The sequence below is a fragment of the Variovorax sucrosi genome, assembly GCF_051216635.1.
GTDB lineage: Bacteria > Pseudomonadota > Gammaproteobacteria > Burkholderiales > Burkholderiaceae_C > Variovorax.
Genome location: NZ_JBPJZU010000006.1, coordinates 253,033 through 277,134, shown reverse-complemented (window position 1 = coordinate 277,134; position 24,102 = coordinate 253,033). Strand labels below are relative to the sequence as shown.

Here is a 24,102-nt window from a genome sequence, read left to right as displayed (position 1 = left end):
CTAGATGGCTAAATCTTAGGAGTTCTCGGGGATCGTGCGCTCATCGTTTACCCGCGGGCGCTGGAACTGGTCTCGGGCGTGATGGCACTGGTGTTCGTGACACCGCTGACCAAGCCATCTCGACGCCTGGCGCGGCTTGTCATGACACTGCGCCGTACACCAGGTTCTTCATGAGAATGCGTGTGTGGATTCGTGTCGCCGGCGCTTGGACCATCAGGATGCCGACCAACTGCTCACGCGGATCGATCCAAAAGCTCGTGCCCCAGATGCCCGCCCACATGGCGTCACCGACGCTGCCTGGCGCCCACCCCCCACCTTGGCGCAAGCGCACCCCCCACCCCAGTCCGAAGCCATACCCTGGACCCGTGGTCGCCGTCGGGGCTCCGGCTATACCCGCGAGATGATCGGCAAGCATGAACTCCACCGTCTTGCGAGACAGGTAGCGCGTGCGGCCGTCGGTGCCGCCACGGAGCACCATTTGAGCAAAGCGCAGATAGTCGGTCCCCGGACCGATCAGGCCATCGCCGCCCTTCAAGTACGTGCGCTCGGCGGGGTCTGTTTCCGTCCTGTAGCCGCTGAGCATCGGCGTCTTCAAAGGGTCGCTGTCGAGCGCCTCGGCCAGTCGACCACGCCGAGATGATGACACCCACCATGCCGTCTCTTCCATGCCCAACGGGCCTAACAGTGTCTGCTGCAGATGGGCATCCAATCTTTGACGGACCACGCGCTCGATCAGCAGCCCCAGCACATCGGTCGAGATCGAATAATTCCAGGTCGTCCCGGGCTGGAAAGCCAGGGGAATGGTCCCGAGCCGTCGAAGCATCTCGTCGCTGGACAGGTCGGTCGCGAGCGCCTCGATGTCCAGATCGATGTGCATCTTGCCGATTCGAGGCGATGGACTGGCACGGCCATAGACAAAGCCCGAGGTGTGCATCAAGAGGTCCTGCACAGTGACGGGGCGCGCGAGCGGCACATCGCCCGACGGCGTTTCGACTCGCAAATCCCTCAGTTCCGGCATCCAGTCCGTGATGGGATCGCTCAGTTTCATCCGGCCCTGTTCCACCAGCATCAATGCCGCGACCGACGTCACCGGCTTTGTCATCGAGGCCCAGCGAAAGAGCGCGTCACGGGTCATGGGTCGGGTCTTGGCGGCGTCCAGGAAACCAACCGCCTCGTGGTGCACCAGCCTGCCACCTCGGGCAACGATGGAAACCGCCCCGGCAAAGGTGTGCTTGTCGACTTCGGCTCCGAGCGCCGAACCAATCCGGGCCAGTCGATCTGCCGAGGTTTCACCGAGAGCACTCGGCAGCGTGCCGCAGCCGGTGAGAACCCCTCCACCGAGAGCTCCAAAGGCAATCTGGCGTCGTGTCATTGACATCGTGTTCACTCCGTCGGCCGACATGCAACAGGCAGGTCGGCTATTCATCGAGACCATCGCGCGAGGGGAGACAGCGGTCGAAGTCGCCAAGCGCTCCAAAGTCCACTCCATTTGCACACACATGATATGTATGCGTACTGCTTGGAGATAAATCGTAGCGCAGGGTGTGTGCGGGTGCTTCATCGTTAACCCTGAACACCATCCTGCGGCCCAAGACGCCCATCCTGGGCCTCGCCCGAGTGGTTGATGGCACTGGAACTTGAAGCGCTCGCCGATGGCGGATCGGAAGATAGATGGTTGTAAGTAGTTGCCCTAGAGACTGACATTCAAACAACAACGCACACTGATCATCCGCTTACGCATGATGTTCAGATCGGCATGGCAGCGATGCCGCGTGCGTGCCCGGACCAAGAAGTCCAAAGCGGACACCAAAACCAAGAGACAAAGGACAGTAACCGTGAAAGCCAAGCACCCCATCCTTCCCGGATTCCGCCACTGGGCTCCCGCACTGTTCACCGCCGGCCTTGCCGTTGCCTGCGGAGGCGGATCGGACGCGCACTACGACGCCGGGAACGACATCGTCGCGGTCACCGGAGGCAGCGTGGCTGCGGCGCCCGAATCAAGCGCCTCCACGCGCGTCTTCAAGGCCATCCCCTTCGCAGCTCCACCGGTCGGTGCACTGCGCTGGGCCGCGCCCGCACCGGTCGTCGCCTGGACCGGCGTGCGGCGCAGCGACGCGTTCTCGCCAGCCTGCCACCAGGGCAACCGGCCCGCGGGCCAACCCGGCTCACTGCTCTACCAACCCATCGATGCGCAGAGCGAAGACTGCCTTTATCTGAACGTCTGGACCGGCGCCGGCCGTGCGACCGAGAAGCGACCTGTGATGGTGTTGCTGTATGGCGGCGGCTATCAGCTCGGCGCCGGCTCGCAGGCCAACTACAACGGCACCGGTCTGGCGGATAAAGGCGCGGTGGTAGTCACGCTGAATTACCGCGTCGGCCCCCTTGGCTTTCTCGCACATCCAGCGCTCAGCGCCGAATCGACGGAGAAGGTGTCGGGCAACTACGCCTTGCTCGACGCGATCGCGGCGCTGAAATGGGTCCAGGCCAACGTCGCGGGCTTCGGCGGTGACCCTTCGAACGTCACGCTGTACAGCGAATCGGCCGGATCCGGCATGGCCAGCGTGCTGCTCGGCTCGCCGCACGCGGACAAGCTGTTCCACAAGCTCGTGATCGAAAGCTTCGCCAACCTGCCGGCTGGCGCGTCGAACACGACGCTGGTGCAGGCTGAGGCTGCGGGCAGCATCTTTGCCGCCAATCTGGGCGCTGCCGACCTGGCAGCGCTACGCGCGAAAACTCCGCAGCAGATTATGGCCGGCACGGGATCTTTCGTCGGCACGATCGTCGATGGCGTGGTCGCGCCGGACCAGCTCGACCGACTGTTGGTTCAGGGAAAGACGCATGACGTACCGCTGCTGGTGGGCTGGAACGCCGACGAGGGCACGCCCTATGCCCCCTTCGCCACCACGCTCGCGGGTTACAACAACGCGGCATCCGCACGTTACGGCTCGTTTGCCGATCAGTTCAAGGCGGTCTATCCGGTGAGCAGCGATGCCGACGTGCTGGCCATGGCGTACGCGCCATTGCGCGACAACCTCTTCGCTTGGCAGCCGTGGACGCTGGCCCGTGCGCATGCGGCTCAGCGCAAGGCCAAGACCTTTCTCTACCACTTCAACCGGCGCCCGGCTTATTACCCGACCCAGAAATTCAACGAACAGGATCCACCCGCCAAATTCGGCGCCTACCACTCCCTGGAACAGGTCTACTTCTACAACAACCTCGACCGCGGGCTGCCCGCGCGGCCCTATGACGTGACCGATCGTCGCATCGCCGATGCCGCATCGAGCTACCTTGTCAACTTCGCACGCAGTGGCAATCCGAACGGAGACGGTCTCGTGGCCTGGCCGGAATTCATCGGTCCGAGCAGCCCGGCGCTGTTCATCGGCGACAGCATCGCCCCGGGCCCCGTGCCGTCGCGCCCGGCGCTGGATTTCTTCGACGCGTTCTACACCCAGGCACTCGGTCGACCGCTGCCGTTCTGAACGTGACACCCAAGCCGCGCCGTGGCGCTGAAGATGCGCAGTCGGCACATTACTCATCGCCACCTTTGAAACGCCTTAAACCCTTGAAGATCAGCGGCGCCACCAACGCGAACAAGGCGAGTGCGAGAAGCGTGGCAGATCCGGCATGCTTGAAGAACACCAGCCCATCGCCCAGACTGATCTGCAGGGCGCGCCGGAACTGGCTCTCCGCCATGGGGCCGAGGATCAGCCCGACGATCATCGGCGCGACCGGGTAATCCCAGCATCGCATTAGGTAGCCGCAGATGCCGAAGGTCACGAGCATCACCAGTTCGACCGTCGACGGGTTCGCGGCGAGCGTGCCCATGACGGCGAACACCAGAATGCCGGCATAGAGCCATGGCTGCGGCACCTTCAACAAGCGCACCCACAAGCCAACGAGCGGAAGGTTAAGCACCAGCAGCATCAGGTTGCCGATGAAGAAGCTGGCGATCAGGCCCCAGACGAGGTCGGCATTGGTCACGAACAGCAGCGGACCGGGCACGAGGCCGTACTGCTGGAAGCCCGCCAGCATCATGGCGGCGGTGGCGGATGTCGGCAGGCCCAGTGCGAGCAGCGGCACCAGGGTGCCGGTCGCTGCCGCGTTGTTGGCGGCCTCGGGACCGGCCACGCCTTCGATGGCGCCCTTCCCGAACTCCTCCGGCTTCACGGCGAGCCGGCGTTCGAGGGTGTAAGACAACAGCGTCGGCACTTCGGCGCCGCCCGCGGGCAGCGCGCCGATCGGAAAGCCCAGCCCGATGCCGCGCAGCCAGGGCTTCCAGGAGCGCTTCCAATCCTCCTTGGTCATCCACAGCGATCCGCGCACGGCTTCGATCTTCTCCTGCACCCCGGTGAAGCGGGAGGCGATGAAGAGCGTTTCACCCATCGCGAACAGGCCCACCGCCAGCGTCGTGATCGACACGCCATCAAGCAGGGACGGCACGCCGAATGCCAATCGCGCCTGGCCGGTGAGCTTGTCGATGCCGGCCAGGCCCAGCACCAGGCCCAACGCCAGGCTCGTGATGCCGCGAAGCACCGAATCGCCGAAGGTAGCCGACACGGTGATGAAGGCCAACACCATCAGCGCGAAGTAGTCCCACGGCCCGAACTGCACCGCGAAATCGACGAGCCACGGCGCCAGCACCGAGATGCCGATGGTGGCGATCAGGCCCGCGACGAACGAGCCGATGGCGGCAGTCGCCAGTGCGGGTCCGCCGCGGCCGGCCTTGGCCATCTTGTGGCCTTCGATCGCGGTGGCGATCGATGCCGCCTCGCCGGGTGTGTTCAGAAGGATCGCGGTCGTCGAGCTGCCGTACATGCCGCCGAAATAAATGCCCGCGAACATGATGATGGAACCCGTCGGGTCCAGCTTGAAAGTGATGGGCAGCAGCAGCGCCACGGTCAGCGAAGGGCTGATGCCGGGCAGGATGCCCACCAGCGTGCCGAGCAGCACGCCGATGCCGGCGAACAGCAGGTTGCCCGGCTGGATGGCGACCAGCAGGCCCTGCCCGAGGAGTGTGAAGACTTCCATGTCGTTTCTTTAACCGAGGAACAGGCGCTCGAGCGGCCCTGTCGGAAGCGACAGAGACAATGCCTGCGTGAAGAAGGCGAAGACAACCGCCGCGAGGGCGAAGCCGATGGCCGGCGACTTGATGCGGATCGGCTGGCCGAAGGCGCGCGCCGTCGCGACGAACAGCCATGTCGACCCGATGACGAAGCCGCCGCCGAATTGCAGGATGGCGATCATCCCGACCAGGCCGCCGAGCACCCATCCGAGCGCCGCGCGGTTGCTGAGCACAGCATCGAGTTCTCCGGTCTGAGCGCCGCGCCGCGTCGCACGCAGGCGCAGCGCCGCGACCACGTGCGCGATGCCCAGGACCACCAGCAGCAGCGCCACCATGCGCATGGCCGGCGTCGGGCCGATGCCCACGGCCTGCGCGGGTGCCATGAGCGAGGCGTCATAGGCGATGACGGCAGCGAGCACGAAGAGCGCGCCCGCCACCGTGGCCAGGGCGTGCCATCCAGGTCCGTGAGTCTGGGGCTCGCTCACTTGACCAGACCGATGGTGGTGAGAACTTCCTTCACGCGCTGCTGGTCGGACTTCAGGAACGCGCCGAAGGCGTCGGCGTCGAGGTAGGCATCGTCCCAGCCGCGGGCTTTCGAGATCTTGGCCCACTCGGGCGACTTCAGCGCCTTGTCGACCGCGGCCACGAGGACGGCCTTCTGCGCCGCGCTGATGGCCGGGCCCGCCACCACGCCGCGCCAGTTCACGACCTCGACGTTCATTCCCTGTTCCTTCAGCGTCGGCACGTCGACACCTGCGATGCGTGTGGCCGTCGAGACGCCGAGCGCGCGCAGCTTGCCGGCCTTGATCTGGCTTTCGAACTCGTTGTAGCCGGACACGCCAGCCGTGACGCGGCCGCCCAGCATCTCGGCCAGCGCTTCGCCGCCGCCGGAGAAGGGCACGTAGTTCAGCTTGGCGGCGTCGCCACCGGCCTCCTTCGCCACCAGGCCGGCCAGGATGTGGTCGGCACCGCCGGCCGAGCCGCCGGCCCAGACCACCTTGGACGTGTCGGCCTTCACCGCCGCGGCCAGGTCCTTGAGCGTCTTGTGCGGCGAGTTGGCAGGAACGACCACGACCAGCGGGTCGCCGGTCATGCGGGCGATCGGCGTGACCGCGTCCAGCCCCACCGGTGACTTGTTCGTCAGCACCGCGCCGACCATCGTGATGCCCATCACCATGAGCTGGCTGCCGTCGCCCTTGGCGTTGTTGACGAACTGCGCCAGGCCGACGGTGCCGCCGGCGCCCGGCACGTTGACGACCTGCACGTTCTTCGCGGCGCCGGTCGCGGTGAGCACCTGCTGCAGCGAACGCGACGCGCTGTCCCAGCCACCGCCCGGGCCGGCGGGTGCCATGATCTTCAGGTCGATGGGCGCTTGGGCCAAGGCAGGGGCCGCGGTGAAGCCGAGCAGTGCCGTGGCGATGGATGCGCCGAGAAGGGCGCGGCGGGTCGTGGCGATCGAGAGGTTCATGGGTGTCTCCGGTGGTGCGATGGGTGAGCGTTATTCGGCAACGATCTTTGCGCTGTCGACGATGCGTGCGTACTTCACGGTCTCGGTCTTGATGAAGTCGCGGAACTGGGTTTGCGAGAGCGGCATGGCTTCGCCGCCCTGCTCGAGCAGTCGCTTGACGAGGTCGGGGTCGCGCAGCGCCGCGGTGACGGCTTCGTTGAGCTTGGCCTGCACGGCCGGTGGCGTCTTCGCCGGTGCGAACAGGCCGAACCAGTTGTCCAGGTCGTAGGACGCGGCGGGTGCGAATTCCGCGATGGTCGGAATGTCCGGAGCGAAACTGGCGCGCTTGGCCGACGTCACTGCCAGAGCCTTCACGCGGTTGCCCTTGATGAAGGGCGTTGCACCCGCGAGGCTGACGAAGGTCACGTCGACATTGCCTGAGGCGACATCGACCAGCTGGTTTGACGCGCCCTTGTAGGGAATGTGCTGCATCTGGATGCCCGCGAGCGACTGCAGCAGCTCCCCGTTGAGGTGCTGCGGGTTGCCGACCCCACTGGTGGCGTAGGTCACCTTGCCCGGATTCTTCTTGGCATAGGCCACCAGCTCGACCACGGTCTTCGCGGGGAACGTCGGGTTCGCGACGAGCACGTTCGGCACGCGCGTCACGGCCGTGATGGGCGCCAGGTCCTTCTCGGGCGCGTACTGCATCTTGCCCTTGTAGACCAGCGGATTGATGGCGGTTTCGCCCGCCGATCCGAGCAGCAGCGTGTAGCCGTCGGGGTTGGCCTTGACCACAAAGCTCGCGCCGAGCATGCCGCTCGCACCCGGCCGGTTGTCGACCACCACCGACTGCTTGAGCGACACCCGCAGCTTCTCCGCGAGCAGCCGCGCCATGGCGTCGACGCCGCCACCGGCGGAGAAGGGAACGACGATGGTGACGGGGCGGGAGGGATAGTCCTGCGACAGTGCAGGCAGGGGCAGCGAGGCGATGCCTGCGAAGGCGCACAAGAGCGCGCGGCGTTGAAACGATGGCATGCGGGTTCCTTGGTGGATGTGAGCGGGTTGACGGGGCGCGGGCGACGGACTGTCGAGGGATGGGTGCAAGGCGCGCCTCAAACGGAGAACACCATGCAGACGGGGCTGCCCGACGACACTTTGGCGCCGGTCGGTTTCAGCGCCCCGGTGCTCGGGTCGACCGCCAACGTGACGATCGAATCACTGTCTTCGTTCAGCGCAAACATGAAGCGGCCGTCCGGACTGAGCGTGAAAAAGCGCGGCGTCTTGCCGCCGGTGGCGTCGGCCCCGATGAACTTCAACGCACCGGTCGAGGCATCGATGCCGAACACCGCGATGCTCTCGTGGCCTCGGTTGGAGGCGTACAGGAAGCGGCCCCGCGCGTCGATCTGGATCTCGGAGGCGCGGCTGTTGCCGGTGAAGGTCTCGGGCAGTGCGGAAAGCAGCTGGAACGGCTCCAGTGCGCCGGTGCCGGGCGAGAACCGGTAGGCAGTAACGGTCGAGTCGAGTTCGTTGACCACATATGCGACGGGCCGCGTCGGGTGAAAGGCCAGATGGCGTGGCCCGGCGGTTTCGCGCGTCTGCGCAAAGGGCGCTGCGGCCGGCAACAACCGCCCCTGGTCGAAGCGGAAGGCGAACACGCGGTCCAGCCCCTTGTCGGGCACGATCACATAGCGGCCGGTGGGGTCGAAGGGGTTGAAGTGCGGCTTGGCCTGTTTCTGCTCGACGCGGTGCGGCCCGATCGCGCCTTCGAGCTTCACGAGCTGCGTGAGCGCGCCGATCGATCCGTCCGCATTCACCGGCAACACGGCCAGGCTTGCGCCGATATGGTTCGACACGACCATGAACCGCCCCGTGGGGTCGAGCGCCAGGTGCACCGGGTTCTTGCCCTGGGTGTCCTGGCGGTTGACGAAGTGCAGCAGGCCGGTGCGCCGATCGACCTTGAACGCACTGACCTCGCTCTCGTCCCCGTGCACGGTGTAGAGGAACTCGCCATTGGCACTCAGCGCGAGAAACGAAGGATTGACCAGGCCGCGAACGAGGTCGACGGGCTCTAGCGTTCCGTTGGCGGTGTCGACTCTGAAGATGCTGATGCCGTCGCCGCGCGCGTTGCGCTCGCGGGTGGTTCGGCTGCCGACGTAGGCGTACATGGGATTTCCTTGGGGCGAACGGGGAAGGAGCGACGCGCCGGGAGCGGCGCATCCGGCTTGGACTAGCAGCGCGGCGCCGCCCAGTGCGAAGCCATGGAGCAGCGTCTGGCGCCTCGCTGGACTGGCGGGCTTCAGAGAAGCGGAAGAGGGTCGAAACAGGGTCACGGGTAACTTTCAAAAGCCGCGATGTGGCAGTCCAAGCGAGTCCGCGGGTTAGCACTTAATTGCATTTTACGAATGACAAATGCAAAATGCTCTCATGGAAAACACTGAGACCACGCCGATTCGTTCGATCCACATCAGTGAGTGCACCTTTCTTGCAGTTGATTTGCCTACGCTGTGCGGGCCTGTGTTGGCCCGCATGCCGGTGGTGCTACGCCTGCTGACGGAAAACGTGGCACGCAACATGGAAGGCGCGGAGCGAGTGCAAGCCATTTCAGCCCTGCTGGCTTGGCCGGAGACTGGAACGAGCGAATCTGAGATTGCGTTCCAGCCCGGCCGCGTCCTCATGCACGACACGACCAGCACGCCGGCGCTGGTCGACCTGGCTGCAATGCGCAGCACATTGGCCGAAGCCGGGGTCGACCCGTCGGTGCTCAACTCCAGCCTGCCGGTGGACGTGTCGGTGGATCACTCGCTGGCGGTCGAGGCGTTTGCCCGGAGCGACGCGCCGGAAGTCAACATGGCGTTTGAAATCCGGCGCAATGCCGAGCGCTACTCGTTCCTGCGCTGGGCGTCGAAGATGCTACGCGGCGTGCGCATCAACCCGCCGGGCACGGGGATCATGCACACCATCAATCTCGAGCAGCTTGCCACCGTGGTAGCCGTCGAGGCGCGCGACGGCGCACGCTGGCTGGTGCCCGACATGATGATCGGCACCGACAGCCACACGCCGATGGTCAACGGCATCGGCGTTCTCGGCTGGGGCGTCGGCGGACTCGAAGCCCAGACGGTGATGTTCGGCATGCCCACGATGCTGCGCATTCCCGACGTGATCGGCGTGAAGCTCACGGGCGCTCTGCGGCCCGGCGTGCTGGCCACCGACCTGGCGCTGACCGTCACGCAGCGCCTGCGCGCCATCGGCGTCTCGGGCGAGTTCGTGGAGTTCCACGGCCCCGGCGTCTCGACGCTCACCGCCGGCGACCGCAGCGTCGTGGCCAACATGGCGCCGGAATACGGCGCGACGACCGGCTTCTTTCCGGTCGACGCCCGCACCCTCGACTACCTCCGCCAGACCGGCCGCGCCGAGGCCCAGATCGCGCGGGTCGAGGCCTACCACCGGGCGGCGGGCCTGTGGTTCGACCCGCAGGCCCAACCGGTCTACACGCGAAGCATCCACATCGACCTCGACGCGATCGACATGCAGATCGCCGGCCCGCGACGGCCGCAGGACCTGCTCGGTTTCGGCGAAGCGGCCGCGGCGTTGCGCGCGCTGGATTTCCAGCCGCGGCTCGCCGATGCGCACATGCCGCGCTACCCGGTGGCCATCGCCGCCATCACAAGCTGCACCAACACCTCGGACCCGCGCCTTCTGATCGCCGCGGGCCTGGTGGCCCGCAAGGCGCGCGCGCTCGGGCTGAAGGCGCCGCCGTGGGTCAAGACCTCGCTCGGTCCAGGCTCGCCGGCGGCCGCCGCGTACCTGGCGCGCGCGGGCCTCACGGAAGACCTGTCGGCGGTGGGCTTCGACATCGTCGGCTACGGCTGCACCACCTGCATCGGCAACTCCGGCCCGCTGCCCGCGCCCATTCAGGACGCGATGGGCCGCGGCGCCATCCATCCGGTGGCGGCGCTCTCGGGCAACCGTAATTTTCCCGGGCGGGTACATCCGGATCTGGACCTCGGCTTTCTGATGTCGCCACCGCTGGTGATCGCCTTCGCGCTGGCTGGCGATGCGGAGCGCGACCTGCGCGTGGACCCGATCCAGGTCGCCGCCGATGGCGAGCCGGTCTACCTGAGGGACGTGTGGCCCTCGCAAGACGAGGTCGACGCCGTGATGCGGCAGTCGCAGGCGCCGGCCGACTACCGGCAGGCCTTCGCGATCGCCACGCGCAATCCGCTGTGGCACGAACTGGCGGCACCCGACACCGAGCTGTACCCCTGGGATCCGACCTCCACCGCCCTGCGCCGGCCGCCCTTCGCCGAACTCTCGGAAGGCAGCCTGCTGGGCCACTACAGCGCCTACCCGTTGCTCGTGGTGGGCGACGACATCACGACGGACCACATTTCACCGGCCAGCGCGATCCCCAAGGACAGCCTGGTGGCGGACTTTCTGGTCGCGCGCGGCGACGACCGCAACGACCTGAACGTATTTGCCTCGCGGCGCGGCAACTGGGAGGTCATGGTGCGGGCCGCATTCCACAGCAAGACTCTGAAGAACCTGTTGGCGCCGGGCGCTCCGGTGGCGCACACGCTGCACGTGCCCACGGGTGAGATCGTGTCGCTCTGGGATGCCGCCCAACGCTATCGCGCGTCGGGCGATTCGGTGGTGCTGGTCGCCGGGGAGCGCTACGGCACCGGATCGTCGCGCGACTGGGCCGCCAAGGGCCAGCGGCTCCTGGGAGTCCGCGCCGTGCTGGCCAACAGCTTTGAGCGCATTCACCGCTCGAACCTCATCGGCATGGGCGTGCTGCCGCTGCGCATGCCGCCCGAAATGACGCCCTTCACGTTGAGCCTCGTGGCGGGCGACCGCCTCGAGATCGACGCGCAGCCCGCCGACATCGTGCCGCGCGGGCGCGTGCCGGTCATCGTGCATCGCGCCGATGGCCGCACCGAGCGCCACGACCTGACGGCGGCCGTCGAGACAAAACTCGAGGTCGAGTTGCTCAAGGCCGGGGGCGTGATCCCCTCCACGTTGCGGCGCATGGTGCAGCGACATGGGTCCGCGGCCACGGGCGTTTGAGCCGCTGAAAAGGCCGGAGAATTCGTCTCCATGCGGACCGAACAATCCATTTCATCGCAGATCCTCCATCTCATTCAGGCAGACGCCTTGCCGGCGGGGGCGCACCTGCCGGCGCAGCTTCTCGCGGACCGTCTTCGGGTGTCCCGTTCGCCGGTGAACGAGGCGCTGTCGCTGCTCGCCGAAAAGGGGGTGCTGACCCGCCAGCCGAACCGCGGCTATTTCCTCGTCAAGCCGATCGGCGACGGGGCTCGCGCCCTGGTCGACGAACTGGGCCTGGACGAATCGAATGTCGTCACCGACGTCTACTTCCGCATCGCGGACGATCGCCTGCGTGGCGTGCTGCCCGAGGCGTTCTCCGAGGCGCTCCTGAAGCAGCGCTACCAGCTGACGCCGGCGCAGCTCAATGCTGTGTTAGGGCGCATCGCCAACGAAGGTTGGGCCGAGAAGAAGCCAGGCTATGGTTGGGCTTTCTCGTCGATGCTGACGACGGCGGACAGCCTGCTCCAGTCCTACCGGCTTCGCCTGGCACTCGAGCCGGCCGCGCTGCTGGAGCCGAACTATCGATTGGCCCCGGACGTGATCGCGCGATGCCGCGCCGCCGAGAAGCACCTGCTCGAAGGAGGCATCGAGACCGACACGGCCGATCAACTTCACGACCGCGGCGTGCGCTTTCATGAGTCGCTGGTCGAGGGATCGGGCAACGCTTTCTTCATCGACACGATTCGTCGCGTCAATCGCGTACGCCGTCTGCTTTCCTACCGATCGATGCAGGACCGCAGCCGCTACAAGGAGCACTGCAAGCAGCATCTCCATCTGCTCGGCCTGCTCGAACGCGGTCGCAACGAAGAGGCATCGAAGACGATGCACGAACATCTTTCCAGCACGCTGCGCAATCTGAAGAAGATCAGCAGCCTTCTCAAGACCTGACCAGGAACCGCATGCCCCTCGACCCCACCATCCTCCAGGCGTTCGTGCCGCACGGCACACTGCGCGCATCCATCAACCTGGGCAACCCGATCCTGGCGAACCGGGACAAGACCACGGGCGAGCCGGTGGGCGTGTCGATCGATCTGGCGCGTGCCTTCGCGCAGCGCCTGGGCGTCGGCCTCGATCTGGTCGTGTTCGACACCGCAGGCAAGTCGGTCGAGGCGGTCGCCGAGGAGAAGGCGGACATAGGTTTTTTCGCCATCGACCCGGTCCGCGGCGCGCAGATCGCATTCACCCATGCCTACGTGCTCATCGAAGGCAGCTATCTGGTGCGCGACGGATCGCCGCTGCAAGACAACGACGAGGTCGACCGTGCGGGCCACCGCATCGCGGTCGGCAAGGGCAGCGCCTACGACCTATACCTCACGCGTGAACTGAGGCATGCCGAGATCGTCCGGGCGCCGAGTTCGCCCACCGTGGTGCAGACATTTCTCGAACAAGCCTTCGACGTGGCCGCCGGCGTCAGGCAGCAACTCGAAGCCGATGCGCAGAAGCATGCGGGCCTGCGGCTCCTGCCGGGTCGCTTCATGGTGATCCAGCAGGCCATGGGGCTGCCGAAGTCACGCGGCACCGAAGCCGCCGCCGTGCTTCGGGCCTTCGTGGAGGACATGAAGGCCACAGACTTCGTCGCGGATGCACTCGTGCGGCACGCAATCCACGGCGCCTTGGTGGCTCCCGCTGGATCGACGACCTAAGCGGTCCGCCGAACGTGCGGAGCCGTGAAGCACCTCTTCAGTTCTTCGGTGGTGCCTGTCACGCAAGCTCGCAATCTTCAGCGGCCGCTTCGGGCGGACTCAATGTGCGCAATGGGTCGAGGCTGTGTGAAAACGCGCGAACACAGCGTTTTCAGGAGTACCAAAACCATTCCCGCGGTCGCGACCGTCGATCCTGGCGCGATCTGAGAGGTCAACTTTAAGGTCTGCTCTCAGGGACGGGTGTTTTCACACAGCCTCGGCCCTATGCCGTCATTCGGCAGCCGACTTCGCATGTCCGCTTTGCAGGGCGGATTCAACCGGTCGATGCAACGGTCTGGCTGAACATCTCAGCCGGCGTGTGGAAGCCGAGGGTCTTTCTCGGCCTCTCATTCAATGTCTCGCCAATGCATTGAGCTTGGCTTGTGAGTAGCTCGATATGTCGATGCCCTTTGGCAGGTACTGCCTGAGCAAGCCGTTCGTGTTCTCGTTGCTCCCGCGTTGCCAAGGGCTTCGTGGATCACAGAAGTAGACCTGAATGTCAGTGGCGAGCGTGAAGGGGTTCATCCGGGATTTCCGACAAGCACACGACGGCAAGGGAGCCGGCACGCATCCCGGCAGCGAGCATGCCGTTGGGAGGGGCCGGAGTGTAGATGCGCTGCGGTCCGCCGTGCGCGTGTACGTCCACGGAGATGGATTTGCGTAAAACCTCCAGCGTCCACGCGCCGACCTCGGCAACCTGGGCGACCTCGGTCGACCCGTGAGGCCCGACACGGCCACTGAGCCTGGCCTGGACCGACGCCATCGACGTGCTTCAGATCGAATGGCGGCAGGAGGTGCCGACCGCGTGGAAGTGACCGCAGCACATCGCTTGTCAGACGGCGATCGTCACGCCAGTCTCTGGGCCGCGGGCGCAGGCGCGCTAGCCGGAACCAGCACGATCACCTCCGAAGTGGCGTCGAACCCTGGCGCAACGGCTTCGACCAAGGTGGGCGCGTCGGTGAAATGGATCGAACGTCGTGGGCTATGACGCGCCGGCCGGTCGTGCAAATTCACCATCACTCCGGCGTGATCCCCAGCGTTGCGAACGTGTTCTTCCACACGTTTGCCTCCTCCGCGTACTCCTTGGCAAATTGTGCAGGCGACGACTGGACGAGCGTGCCTGAAACACGAGCCTCCAATGACTTGCGGGCCGGTTCGTCCGCATACAAGGTACTGAAGGCTTGCGCGATGACGTTGACCACCGCCGGCGGCGTGCCCTTGGGAACGAAGATACCGCCCCACGATTGGGGCAGGAAGCCTTTGTAGCCGATTGCTTCTTCGAGCGTGGGCACGTCCGGCAGCGCGGCAAGCCGCTTGCTGTCGACCACTGCGAGCGGATGCAACTCCTTGGAGTCAATTTGGCCTTTTACCGAGGGGATCGCACTGAGTGAGAGTTGGGTGTCGTCGCGCAGCAGTGCCATGGTCATCGGCCCCACACCGGTGAAATCAACCGCCGAATAGTGCACTCCCGTCGGTTTTGCCAGAACCGCCATCACGAGGTTGAAGAAGGACGTGCGGCCGGCTCCGCCAAAAAAGACTCCTTGCGGCGTGGACTTGCTCAAAGTCGCGAGTTCGGCCATGGTCTTCGCGCGCGCCGCTGTTTTCGCATTGGTGACGAATACGACCGGAATGTTGGCAACGCGGTAGACCGGGATCAGGTCCGTCAGCGGATCGAAGCGGAGATTGCGGGTCGTGTATTTCGCCAGAAGCATGCTCGGACTGGCCATCAGAAGCGTGTGACCGTCATTCGCGGCCAGCGTGTACTCGGTGCCAATGATGCCCCCGGCACCCGCCTTGTTCTCTACCACGACTGGCTGCTTCCAGATGGCCTCTAGCCGCGGCGCAAGAATACGCGCGATGTTGTCGGTCGCCGTGCCCGGGCCGGTGCCCACCACGATCTTCACCGGTCGGGTGGGCCAGGCCGGTGCCTGGGCAAAAGACGCATGCGGCGCCAGAGAGGCGGCCGTGGCGGCGGCGGCCAATAGGAAATTGCGGCGGCTCGAAGAAGTACTGTGGATATTCATTGGTTTGTCTCACCTTAGGTTAGTTCGGTCTCTCGTCAACTGACGTGGACTTCTCTCAGGCCAACGGCAGCCAAGCCCAGAGAAAAAGTCGATGAATCGTAATGTTGAGCCTGCGAACCGAAAGTGTCATGTCCATGATGTGGATGTTTTACACAGAAATGGCATTTCGGCCCGGCAACAGGCCCGCGGTTGAAGCGCCCAACATCTCCACCTTTGCCCAAGCCTTGCCGTCCGGGGCCACTGCACCAACCTGCCTCGAAGCTGCGGCCCGTCGTGTCGAAGCCCGCGGCAGTCATATGTCCACAATATGGCGACCTGATTTATGCCTTGAGCAGCTGTTTTGTGAGCATGTTGCGCTGGATCTCGTTCGCGCCCTCGAAAATCCGCATGACTCGCAACTCGCGGTAGACCCGCTCAACTACCATGCCTTTGAAATAGCCCGCACCTCCGAAAAACTGCAAGTCTTTGTCCGCAATACGGTTTGCAACCTCAGTGCAGAACACTTTGGCGTAAGAGGACTTCGGTCGCACGTCAACGCCGCTTTCCCATCCCCATGCCGCTTCAAGCAGCAGCATCCGCGCGGCATGCTGGTCCATGGCCATGTCCGCAAGCATGTGTTGCAGAACTTGATGGCTGGGCAGTGGCTGGCCGAAAGTCACGCGATCCTTGGAATACTGCAGAGCGTGTTCGAAGGCAATCTGGCTCCCTCCCAAGGCCTGACAGCCGACATTGACCCGGGCTTCATTCAATCCCAAGACGGCATAGTGAAAACCACGATTCTCCTCACCTAGCACGTTCTCGGCGGGGATCTCGCAGTTGTCGAACGTCAGCCCGTAGACGCCGTACGTCATGAAGCCCATGGTGCGAATGGGCTTGCTCATGCTGAAGCCGGCAGTTTTCGGCTCGACGAAGAAAGCTAACACGCCATCGCGCCCTTTGCTCTTGTCCGTCTTGGCAAACACCAGCAACAGGTCGCCGTGTTCGGCGTTTGAAATGTAAGTCTTGGCGCCGTCGAGGACCCATCGGTCCCCCCTTCACGGCGGTTGTCCGCATCGCTGCGACGTCCGATCCCGCGTCCGGCTCGGTCAGTGCAAAACAGGCCGTAGCGCCGGCCGCGATCCGCGGCACCCATCAATCTTGCTGCGCCTCTGTGCCATGCAGGAGCAGCAATTGCGGTGTGGGACCCAAGGCGTTTTGAATAGAAGGCCAGAACTGAGGAGGCATGCGCGCGAGTTCCATCTGGACCAGTCCCAACGTGACTTTTTCGATCGGGGTTCCGCCGAACTCCTCCGGAATGGACAGCCCGTAGTAGCCCATTTCCCGCAAGGTCTTATCCACATCCCGCATGAACTTCATTTGTCTCGTGGAAGTGCGGCTCTTGCCTGAGCAAATCGTTGACCACCTTGTGCGTCGATGCCTGCATGGCGAGCGACTCATCGGAGAGCTTGAAGTCCATGAAATCCCTTGATTTGTCGCACGGGGCGAGGACTTAGACAGCCGGACGGCTCATATCCATCGAGTGAAACTCTCCAACGCCTCTCGCGGGGTTCTGTAGGTGTTCACTGACGCCGACTCGTCTGCGTAGCCCAGCGCCATGCCGCATACCAGCATTTCGCTGGCGCCCGCACCGATGAATGGCAGGACAATCTTTGCGCAGTTGTTCCACGCGGCCTGGGGGCACGTGTGCAGGCCAACGGCACGTGCCGCCAACATCAGCGTTTGCAGGAACATGCCGTAGTCAATCAGCGAGCCGCGGCCCATGACGCGGTCGATAGTGAACATGAGTCCTACCGGCGCGTCAAAAAAGCGGTAATTCCGTTGTCCCTGCGTATGCATCTTGTCCTTGTCGCCTTTCCCGATGCCGAGGTGACCGTACAAGGTCCAGCCGTTGTGACGCCGCCGGTCGATGTAAGGCGAGACCCACTCTGATGGGTAGTAGCCATCCACCTCCCCGTACTCGGCGGTCAAGGAGGAATCGGCACGGGTCGCATCGTGCGCAGCACACACTTGCGCCACGAGTGCATTCCGACGATCGCCCTGCAGCACATACACCTTCCACGGCTGGGTGTTCGTGCTGGACGCCGCGCAACTCGCGAGCCGCAGAATTTCCTCGACCTGCTGGCGCGGGACAGGCCTGTCGGGCAAGAACGCGCGGCATGAGAAGCGGCTCTGGATGGCCGCTACGACGCTGGCCGGATCCTGAACGACTGCGTCGACCTGGGACATGGTCATGGGTTTCTCCATGGCGTTCCGCACCTCAGACCGTGCCCGCTTGGCGCAGCTCGGCAATCTGCCGGGCCGAGAGCCCGACCAGTTCGCGCAGGATCTCGTCGGTGTCTGCGCCCAGTGCGGGCGCTGGCCTGATCTGCGGGGACGGTGTCCCGCTGAACCGCGGTTGCACCGCCGGCATCTTCAGTTCGCCGATCTGCGGGTGTTCGACGCTGGCGATGGTGCCTCGGGCCTCGTAGTGCGGATCTGCCACGATGTCCTTGATCGAGTAGATCAACGAGTAGGCGAGGCCCTTCTCTTCGAGGATGCGGCACACCTCCAGCACCGGCAGCGACTTGATCCAGGCGGCAACGATGACGTTGAGTTCCTCGACGCACCCCGTGCGTTTCGCGTGAGTCGAATAGCGCTCTTCACCGCCCAGGGCCGGAATGGCTTCGCACAGCCGGCTGAACATGCGGTCGTTGGACACGGTCAGGACGATGTAGCGCCCATCGCAGGTTTCGAAATGGTCGCCCGGGGCTGCCGCGAAGTGCAGGTTGCCGGTACGCTCGCGTGGCAGTCCCATCTTCTCGTACGCCGTGACCATCACGTCGGTGAAGCGGAAGACCGTTTCGTACAACGAGAGATCGATCTGCTGACCTTCGCCACCGCGCGTATCACGGTGGTGGAGCGCCACCATGATTCCGAAGGCGCCAAACAACGCTGTCGAGTAGTCGGCCATCGCGGTGCCCAGCTTGACCGGAGCGCGGTCTGGATAACCCGTGGCGTTCAGCGTGCCGCCCATCGCCAGGGCAATGCGGTCGTAACCCGCGCGGTTCGCGTACGGGCCGGTCTGGCCATAGCCTGAAACACTCAGCATCACGAGCTTTGGGTTCACTTGCTTCAGGTGCTCCCACGAGAGGGTCCACTTGCCCAGGATGCCGGGGCGGAAGTTCTCCACCAGCACATCGGCGTGCTTCAACATTTCCTTCAGGATCCGCTGGCCTTCGGGATGGTGCAGATCGAGCGTCACGGATTTCTTGTTCCGCCCTTCGACGTTCCACCAAAGGCTCTCGCCTTCCACCGACGGCCCGATGTGGCGAAGCGAGTCTCCGCGGCCCGGCTGCTCGATCTTGATCACGTCCGCACCGAGGTCCGCAAGCAGCGTCGCGGCGACAGGGCCCGCGACCATCGTGCCGATGTCGATCACTCGGATGCCGGCCAGTGGCCCTTTGTCTTTCGATTCCATACTCTGTTCCTTCAAGTCATTGACTTCAAATCACCGCACATCGGACGACTCACTTGCCCGTGAATTGCGGAGCGCGCTTTTCCTTGAAGGCAGCGAGCCCTTCGACCCGGTCTGCAGAGAAATGATGCAGGTTGCTTAGGGCGCGCTCATAGCGCAGCCCGATGGACAGCGGCTGATCCAGCGCATCATTGAGCGCCTGCTTCATGCGGCCCAGCACCAGTGGGCTCTTCATCGCGAGCTTCTTGGCCAAAACGGTTACGGCGTCGATGAAGCCGTCATCGGCGACTACCAGGTTGACGAGGCCGAGCGCCTTCCACTCACTGGCCGGATGCATGTCGCCCGTGAACATCAGGAGCTTCGCGTTGTTCAGTCCCACCTTCCTCGGCAAGCGCACGGTGGCGCCTGCGCCCGGAAACAGGGCGTAGTTCGAATGTGCGTCGCCGATCCGGGCGGACTCGGCGGCGATGACGAGGTCACAGGCGAGCACCAGCTCCAGTCCACCCGCCACCGCGATGCCGTTGATGGCCGCGATGACAGGCTTGGTGGACGCTTCGATCAGCTCGGTCAGGCCGCCGATCGCCTTCACGAACTCGGCGCCACTTTCTGGGCGGCTCCGGGCCGGGTCCTTCAGGTCTGCCCCTGCGCAGAACGCCCGGCCTGCGCCCGTCAGAACGATGACGCGTACCTCCGGGTCGTCCTGGGCATCTTCGATTGCATGCGTCAATGCGTGGACCAGCGACAGGGTCAGCGAGTTCAATGCCTGCGGACGATTGAGCTTCAACCACAGCACCGCGTCGCGCTGTTGTTGATCAAATTCCTCTGTGTTCAGTGCGGTTTCCATGGGATGCCTTCGAGCGTTGGGTGTTGAGAGTTAAATCGGATCTGCTTAGCGCAGTCCGAGGGACTTGGCAACCATGCCGCGCAGCACTTCCTTCGTGCCACCGCGGATCGTGCAGGACGGTGCGTGCAGGATGACGTTGGCCAGCGCCGCGCTATACCCGTCGGAGGCGCCTGGCTCGGGCTCGGTCTGCAGGACGAGCCGAAGGGTCTCGGGAATCTCCTGTTCGAAGCAGGTGCCGAGGTCCTTCAGCAGGGCCGCATGCAAAGCGGCATCCTGCTCTTCGGTGATCATGATGGCGATTGAGCGAGACATCCGCCGGAGCGTCGAGAGGTGGGCGACCAGGCGCCCCACCGTGCGGGCACCCTCCGCCGAGGGCTGCTGCTTGAGCACGGTGACGAACTCCTCGACCGCGCCCATGTGGGACATGAACCGGTCAGGCCCGCTTCGCTCGAATGTCAGCTCGCTTGTGACCTGCTGCCAGCCCTGGCCTTCGACGCCGATGAGGGCATCGTCGGACAGGAACACGTCCTGGAAATGGACTTCGTTGAAATCGTGGTCGCCCGCGATATTGACGATGGGCCGGCATGTGATGCCGGGTGTCTTCATGTCGACCAGAAACTGGCTCAAGCCGGCCTGCCGCACTTCACTGGCGGGCGCCGTGCGGCACAGAAGAATCATGTAGTGCGTGCGGTGCGCGCTCGACGTCCAGATCTTGGCACCGTTCACACGCCACCCTCCATCCACCTTGGTGGCACGCGTGCGCACCGATGCAAGGTCCGAGCCCGAGTCCGGCTCGCTCAGGCCGATGCAAAAGTAGCACGTGCCGGCGGCAATTCCGGGAAGAACCTTCTCGCGCTGCTGCTCATTGCCGAACCGCAGCAGCAGCGGCCCACTCTGGCGCTCGGCCACCGCATGCGCAAAGACCGGTGCGCGAACGGCGAGCAGTTCCTCCAGAACGACGAGACGTTCCGCCAGTCCGTACCCGCCGCCGCCATAGCGCTTGGGAAAGCCCATACCGATCCAGCCGCGCTTGCCAAGGGCCTCGCTGAACTCGGGATCGAATCCGCTGAAAGCGGCGGCACCATGCCGATTGCCGTGCCAGCCGTCGATGAACTCGCGCACTTCGGCTCTCAGCCGCTCGCCAATCTCCGACTGCTGCGGACGCGGAAAGGAAAGCTTGTTCATCATGTAGCTCCTGCGGGTGCTGCTGCGCCACGCGCGGCCGTCGCCATGGGCACCATGGCGCGCCACAGAGACTGCCCCGCGTCACCGGCCAGAATGCGCTCGCCCAGTTCGCGAGACCAGTAAGCCTCGTTGCCGAACTCGTCTCTCCAGGCCCAGAGCCGCTTGGTGAAATGGTGCAGTTCGTGCTCTTCGGTGAAGCCGATGGCGCCGAAGGTCTGGTGCGCGATCGCGCAGGCTTGTCCCGCTGCTTCTCCAGTGCGGATCTTCGCGCTGGCGGCGGCAATGCTGTGCGTCAGGGGCGCGCCCACTCCACCGAGCCATTCATCGATCGCTTCGCTGCCGGCTTCGGCTGCCGCACGCGCGGCTGCCGCCTGCGTTGCGAGCAATGCGATGTTCTGCTGCACCGCCTGAAACTTGCCGATCGGCCGGCCGAACTGCACGCGCAGGTTGGCGTACTCGACGGCCAGAGCCAGGGTGCGCTCAATCGCGCCGGCCATGAGGGCACTGCGCAGGATGGCCGCAAGGCAGAGCAACTCACGCGCGTCGAACGGCGCGGGGACGACCGCCAGCGGCACCACCCCTTCGAGCACCAGCGTGTCGCGCGGCTCACCGGCGAGATTGCGGCCGGGTGTGATGGAAACGCCCGCCGCATCAAGGGCAATGGCGATCAGTTGCGCGGCCGTGCCGGAACCCACGATGAACGCGACATGCGTGCACGTCTCGCCCCATGGCACACGGCGGAGCGTGCCATCGACGCGCTTACCGTTGCGCCCAACACCCACCCGGATTTGCTCGGACTGGGCCGATGACGCGATGGTCGGCGAGCCCGCGTCCTCGACGCCGGCGCGGTCCATCAGCCAGTGTCCGACCATCGCTTCGGCCAGCGGAACAGCCGCGGCATGCTCACCCGCAAGCGACAGCAGCCCACAGGCATCTGCCCAACTCACGCCGGCGCCGCCCTTGTTCTCGGGCAGCAAGGCTTTGTCGAATCCGGACTCTTGCAGAACGGCCCACAGATCCCGGGGCTTGTCCGCAAATATCCGCAGGGCCGCTTCATGCAGCATGTCACGTGTCTCTTCACTCATCGCTTGTCTCCTGGTGGTTGGCTGTTTCGCCTTAGACAGGATCCCAACTGAAGACGTCGCGCGACTTGTCCAGCGGGAAGAATGAAGGCTTCATCATGGGCAGCGCCACTTCAAGGCAGGTATCGACGGTCCAGCCCTCGCTGCGGTGTGCCGTGCGGATCGGCCGCGGCTGCGAGAACAGGTAGATCTCGTTGCTGCGAACGCCGAAAATCTGGCCCGTCACGCCACTGGCTTCGTCGGTCAGCAGCGCGCAGGTGAAGGGCGCGATCTTGGCTACTTCCATGCGCTGGTTGACCAGCGTGCGGGCCAGCCCCTCGGGCGTGTCGGTCGGGATCGAGCTCACCATGCGGGTGAACGCAAAGGGCGCAATGCAGTTGGAGCGCACGTGGAAGCGCTCCATGTCCAGCGCAATCGATTTCGACAGGCCGACGACACCCATCTTGGCAGCGGCGTAGTTGGCCTGCGCGACGTTGCCGATCAGGCCCGAGGTCGAGGTCATGTGCACGATGGCGCCGGACTCCTGGCTTTTGAAATGCGGCGCAACGGCACGGGCCATGTTGAAGCAGCCCTTCAAGTGCACCTTCACCACTGCGTCGAAGTCCTCCTCCGACATCTTGTGGAAGATCCCGTCGCGCAAGTTGCCGGCGTTGTTCACCAGCCCGTCGACGTGTCCGTACAGATCGATCGCGTGCTGCACGATCTTCTGGGCCGAGGCCCACTCGGCCACGCTGTCGGTGTTGGCGCTGGCCTCGCCGCCTGCGGCGCGGATCTGTTCGACCGTCTGCTGGGCAGGCCCTGTGCTGCCCCCTGCCCCGTCCATGCTCACGCCCAGGTCGTTGACTACCACCTTGGCACCCTGGCGTGCCGCCTCCAGTGCAATCTCCTTGCCCACACCGGCGCCTGCGCCGGTCACCACAATCACTTTGCCCAGCAGTCGCTGTGTCATATCAGTCTCCAGATGAATTGTTCAGTCGTGTCGTGGCGCCGGCCAGACCGGTCCGCGCGTCGCGTTATGCGGTGAGGATGGTCACCACAGCTGCGGCCGAGTCACCGCCGACCTGGCCGCCGGAGTTCTGTGCCAATGCAACCTTGGCAGCCGGGCGCTGCCGTTCACCGGCCTCACCGCGCAGTTGTTGCGCCAACTCGAAGATCTGAGCGGTTCCGGTGGCCCCGATGGGGTGGCCCCGGCTGATCAATCCACCGCTTGGATTGATGGAGACCTTTCCGCCAAGGCCTGTCGCACCGCTTCGCAGCATGTGGACGGCTTCTCCCGGCGCGCAAAGCTGCAGGATCTCGGCATTGATCAGCTCGCTGGGCGCGGCCCCATCGTGCACCTCGACGACGTGGACGTCGCGCGGATCGATGGACGCCTCTTCATAGGCAGCCTTGGAGGCCCGTGCCGAGGCGTTGGGGCCTGTCGTATCTCCCGAGCCGGAGACCAATGCAGACGTGGCCACCCATACCGGCTTGGCGCCCGTCAGTTGCGCAGCGACGCGGCTCGAGACGAGGACGATCGCGGCGGCGCCGTCCCCGATGGAAGAGCACATCGGAAGCGTCAGCGGGTTGCTGATCATGCGGGCCGCCAGCACCTCTTCAACGGTCGTTGGCTTGCGGAATTGGGCCAAGGGGTTTAGGGACGCTGCATGCCGGCTCTTGACCACGATCTGGGCAATGTCAGCGGACGTCACACCCGTCGCTTCCATGTAGCGGCGCGTTCTTTCGGCGTAGATGTCCATGAAGATGGAGCCGCTGCCCGATCCAACGTGATCGGGGAGTTTTTCTTCCATGTCAACCGCGGCCCCAAATGCACCGAAAGACACCGCCTTGTCAGCGTGGGTCAGCTTTTCAGCGCCGACCACCAGGACGATATCCGCTTGGCCAGCCGACACGCACTGCCATGCCAGATGGAACGCGGTACTGCCCGTGGCGCATGCGTTCTCGGTATTGATCATTGGCTTGCCCATCAACCCGGTGAACCTCAACGCAGCTTGGGCGCGAACCATTTCCTGACCGGTGACGAGACCAGCCGCCGCGTTACCGAAATAGACGCGGTCAACGCGATCGGCAGTGATGCCGGCGTCTTCTAGTGCGATCTTTACTGCCTCTTCGGAGAGACTCCTGACCGAACGGTCGAGAAACTTTCCAAAAGAAGTCATGCCAATTCCAGCGATTGCGACGCGAGCGGTCATATGTCTCTCCAGTAGATTAAAAATTGA

20 protein-coding genes and 2 pseudogenes are annotated in these 24,102 nt (G+C 64.6%); 4 read left to right on the top strand and 18 right to left on the bottom strand.

What is annotated here, in order from left to right:
• Nucleotides 1–139: 139 nt before the first annotated feature.
• Nucleotides 140–1,378 carry a serine hydrolase domain-containing protein gene (locus ACSFBE_RS13930; RefSeq protein ID WP_435490979.1) on the bottom strand — a complete coding sequence of 413 codons (1,239 nt, stop codon included), beginning with the start codon at nucleotides 1,376–1,378 and terminating at the stop codon, nucleotides 140–142.
• A 457-nt stretch (nucleotides 1,379–1,835) separates the two neighbouring features.
• Here ACSFBE_RS13930 and ACSFBE_RS13925 point away from each other — a divergent pair, with 457 nt between their 5' ends.
• Entirely contained in the window at nucleotides 1,836–3,479 is a 1,644-nt protein-coding gene (locus ACSFBE_RS13925) for a carboxylesterase/lipase family protein (RefSeq protein WP_435490978.1), read from the top strand.
• A 49-nt stretch (nucleotides 3,480–3,528) separates the two neighbouring features.
• On the opposite strand, the gene ACSFBE_RS13920 is transcribed toward ACSFBE_RS13925, so the two are convergent.
• From ACSFBE_RS13920 to ACSFBE_RS13900, 5 genes are all read right to left on the bottom strand, one after another.
• A complete protein-coding gene (locus tag ACSFBE_RS13920) occupies nucleotides 3,529–5,028 on the bottom strand; it encodes a tripartite tricarboxylate transporter permease (protein ID WP_435490977.1) in 1,500 nt (499 codons plus the stop codon).
• A gap of 9 nt (nucleotides 5,029–5,037) precedes the next feature.
• Nucleotides 5,038–5,547: a tripartite tricarboxylate transporter TctB family protein gene (locus tag ACSFBE_RS13915; RefSeq protein WP_435490976.1), complete on the bottom strand. Its 510-nt coding sequence runs from the start codon at nucleotides 5,545–5,547 to the stop codon at nucleotides 5,038–5,040.
• The gene (locus ACSFBE_RS13910; protein ID WP_435490975.1) at nucleotides 5,544–6,530 is read right to left on the bottom strand and encodes a Bug family tripartite tricarboxylate transporter substrate binding protein; all 987 of its coding nucleotides are present in this window, start codon (nucleotides 6,528–6,530) and stop codon (nucleotides 5,544–5,546) included. The genes ACSFBE_RS13915 and ACSFBE_RS13910 overlap by 4 nt, the downstream gene beginning before the upstream one ends.
• A 30-nt stretch (nucleotides 6,531–6,560) precedes the next feature.
• Entirely contained in the window at nucleotides 6,561–7,544 is a 984-nt protein-coding gene (locus tag ACSFBE_RS13905; RefSeq protein WP_435490974.1) for a Bug family tripartite tricarboxylate transporter substrate binding protein, read from the bottom strand.
• Between the two features lie 77 nt (nucleotides 7,545–7,621).
• The gene (locus ACSFBE_RS13900) at nucleotides 7,622–8,674 is read right to left on the bottom strand and encodes a lactonase family protein (RefSeq protein WP_435490973.1); all 1,053 of its coding nucleotides are present in this window, start codon (nucleotides 8,672–8,674) and stop codon (nucleotides 7,622–7,624) included.
• A 259-nt stretch (nucleotides 8,675–8,933) separates the two neighbouring features.
• Between ACSFBE_RS13900 and acnA the strand changes: the two genes are divergently transcribed.
• From acnA to ACSFBE_RS13885, 3 genes are read left to right on the top strand one after another with little or no spacing between them, the layout of a single operon-like run.
• The gene (gene acnA, locus ACSFBE_RS13895; RefSeq protein ID WP_435490972.1) at nucleotides 8,934–11,573 is read left to right on the top strand and encodes an aconitate hydratase AcnA; all 2,640 of its coding nucleotides are present in this window, start codon (nucleotides 8,934–8,936) and stop codon (nucleotides 11,571–11,573) included.
• 30 nt (nucleotides 11,574–11,603) lie between these two features.
• Nucleotides 11,604–12,500: a GntR family transcriptional regulator gene (locus tag ACSFBE_RS13890; protein WP_435490971.1), complete on the top strand. Its 897-nt coding sequence runs from the start codon at nucleotides 11,604–11,606 to the stop codon at nucleotides 12,498–12,500.
• An 11-nt stretch (nucleotides 12,501–12,511) separates the two neighbouring features.
• Nucleotides 12,512–13,255 (top strand): ABC transporter substrate-binding protein, encoded by a 744-nt coding sequence (locus tag ACSFBE_RS13885; RefSeq protein ID WP_435490970.1) that lies wholly within the window; start codon nucleotides 12,512–12,514, stop codon nucleotides 13,253–13,255.
• 313 nt (nucleotides 13,256–13,568) lie between these two features.
• Here ACSFBE_RS13885 and ACSFBE_RS13880 read toward each other — a convergent pair.
• The 12 genes and pseudogenes from ACSFBE_RS13880 to ACSFBE_RS13825 all read right to left on the bottom strand — a co-directional run.
• Nucleotides 13,569–13,810, bottom strand: a pseudogene (locus tag ACSFBE_RS13880) (IS30 family transposase); the annotation flags it as partial.
• A gap of 500 nt (nucleotides 13,811–14,310) precedes the next feature.
• The gene (locus tag ACSFBE_RS13875; RefSeq protein WP_435490969.1) at nucleotides 14,311–15,318 is read right to left on the bottom strand and encodes a tripartite tricarboxylate transporter substrate binding protein; all 1,008 of its coding nucleotides are present in this window, start codon (nucleotides 15,316–15,318) and stop codon (nucleotides 14,311–14,313) included.
• A gap of 320 nt (nucleotides 15,319–15,638) precedes the next feature.
• The gene (locus tag ACSFBE_RS13870) at nucleotides 15,639–16,169 is read right to left on the bottom strand and encodes an acyl-CoA dehydrogenase family protein (RefSeq protein WP_435491074.1); all 531 of its coding nucleotides are present in this window, start codon (nucleotides 16,167–16,169) and stop codon (nucleotides 15,639–15,641) included.
• A pseudogene (locus ACSFBE_RS13865) lies at nucleotides 16,143–16,337 on the bottom strand (acyl-CoA dehydrogenase family protein); the annotation flags it as partial. The pseudogene ACSFBE_RS13865 and the gene ACSFBE_RS13870, both read right to left, overlap by 27 nt.
• Before the next feature lie 112 nt (nucleotides 16,338–16,449).
• Nucleotides 16,450–16,674, bottom strand: coding sequence for an acyl-CoA dehydrogenase family protein (locus ACSFBE_RS13860; RefSeq protein WP_435490968.1), 225 nt, complete (start codon nucleotides 16,672–16,674; stop codon nucleotides 16,450–16,452).
• Nucleotides 16,675–16,824: 150 nt separating this feature from the next.
• Entirely contained in the window at nucleotides 16,825–17,550 is a 726-nt protein-coding gene (locus ACSFBE_RS13855; RefSeq protein WP_435490967.1) for a nitroreductase, read from the bottom strand.
• A gap of 25 nt (nucleotides 17,551–17,575) precedes the next feature.
• Nucleotides 17,576–18,775: a CaiB/BaiF CoA transferase family protein gene (locus tag ACSFBE_RS13850; protein ID WP_435490966.1), complete on the bottom strand. Its 1,200-nt coding sequence runs from the start codon at nucleotides 18,773–18,775 to the stop codon at nucleotides 17,576–17,578.
• Nucleotides 18,776–18,824: 49 nt separating this feature from the next.
• On the bottom strand, nucleotides 18,825–19,616 hold the full coding sequence (locus ACSFBE_RS13845) for an enoyl-CoA hydratase/isomerase family protein (RefSeq protein WP_435490965.1): 792 nt from the start codon (nucleotides 19,614–19,616) through the stop codon (nucleotides 18,825–18,827).
• 45 nt (nucleotides 19,617–19,661) lie between these two features.
• Nucleotides 19,662–20,801, bottom strand: coding sequence for an acyl-CoA dehydrogenase family protein (locus tag ACSFBE_RS13840; RefSeq protein WP_435490964.1), 1,140 nt, complete (start codon nucleotides 20,799–20,801; stop codon nucleotides 19,662–19,664).
• Nucleotides 20,801–21,886: an acyl-CoA dehydrogenase family protein gene (locus ACSFBE_RS13835; protein WP_435490963.1), complete on the bottom strand. Its 1,086-nt coding sequence runs from the start codon at nucleotides 21,884–21,886 to the stop codon at nucleotides 20,801–20,803. The genes ACSFBE_RS13840 and ACSFBE_RS13835 overlap by 1 nt, the downstream gene beginning before the upstream one ends.
• 31 nt (nucleotides 21,887–21,917) lie before the next feature.
• Nucleotides 21,918–22,832 carry an SDR family NAD(P)-dependent oxidoreductase gene (locus tag ACSFBE_RS13830; protein ID WP_435490962.1) on the bottom strand — a complete coding sequence of 305 codons (915 nt, stop codon included), beginning with the start codon at nucleotides 22,830–22,832 and terminating at the stop codon, nucleotides 21,918–21,920.
• A gap of 64 nt (nucleotides 22,833–22,896) precedes the next feature.
• Nucleotides 22,897–24,075, bottom strand: a complete 1,179-nt coding sequence (locus ACSFBE_RS13825) for a thiolase family protein (RefSeq protein ID WP_435490961.1) — start codon at nucleotides 24,073–24,075, stop codon at nucleotides 22,897–22,899.
• Between the last annotated feature and the right edge of the window lie 27 nt (nucleotides 24,076–24,102).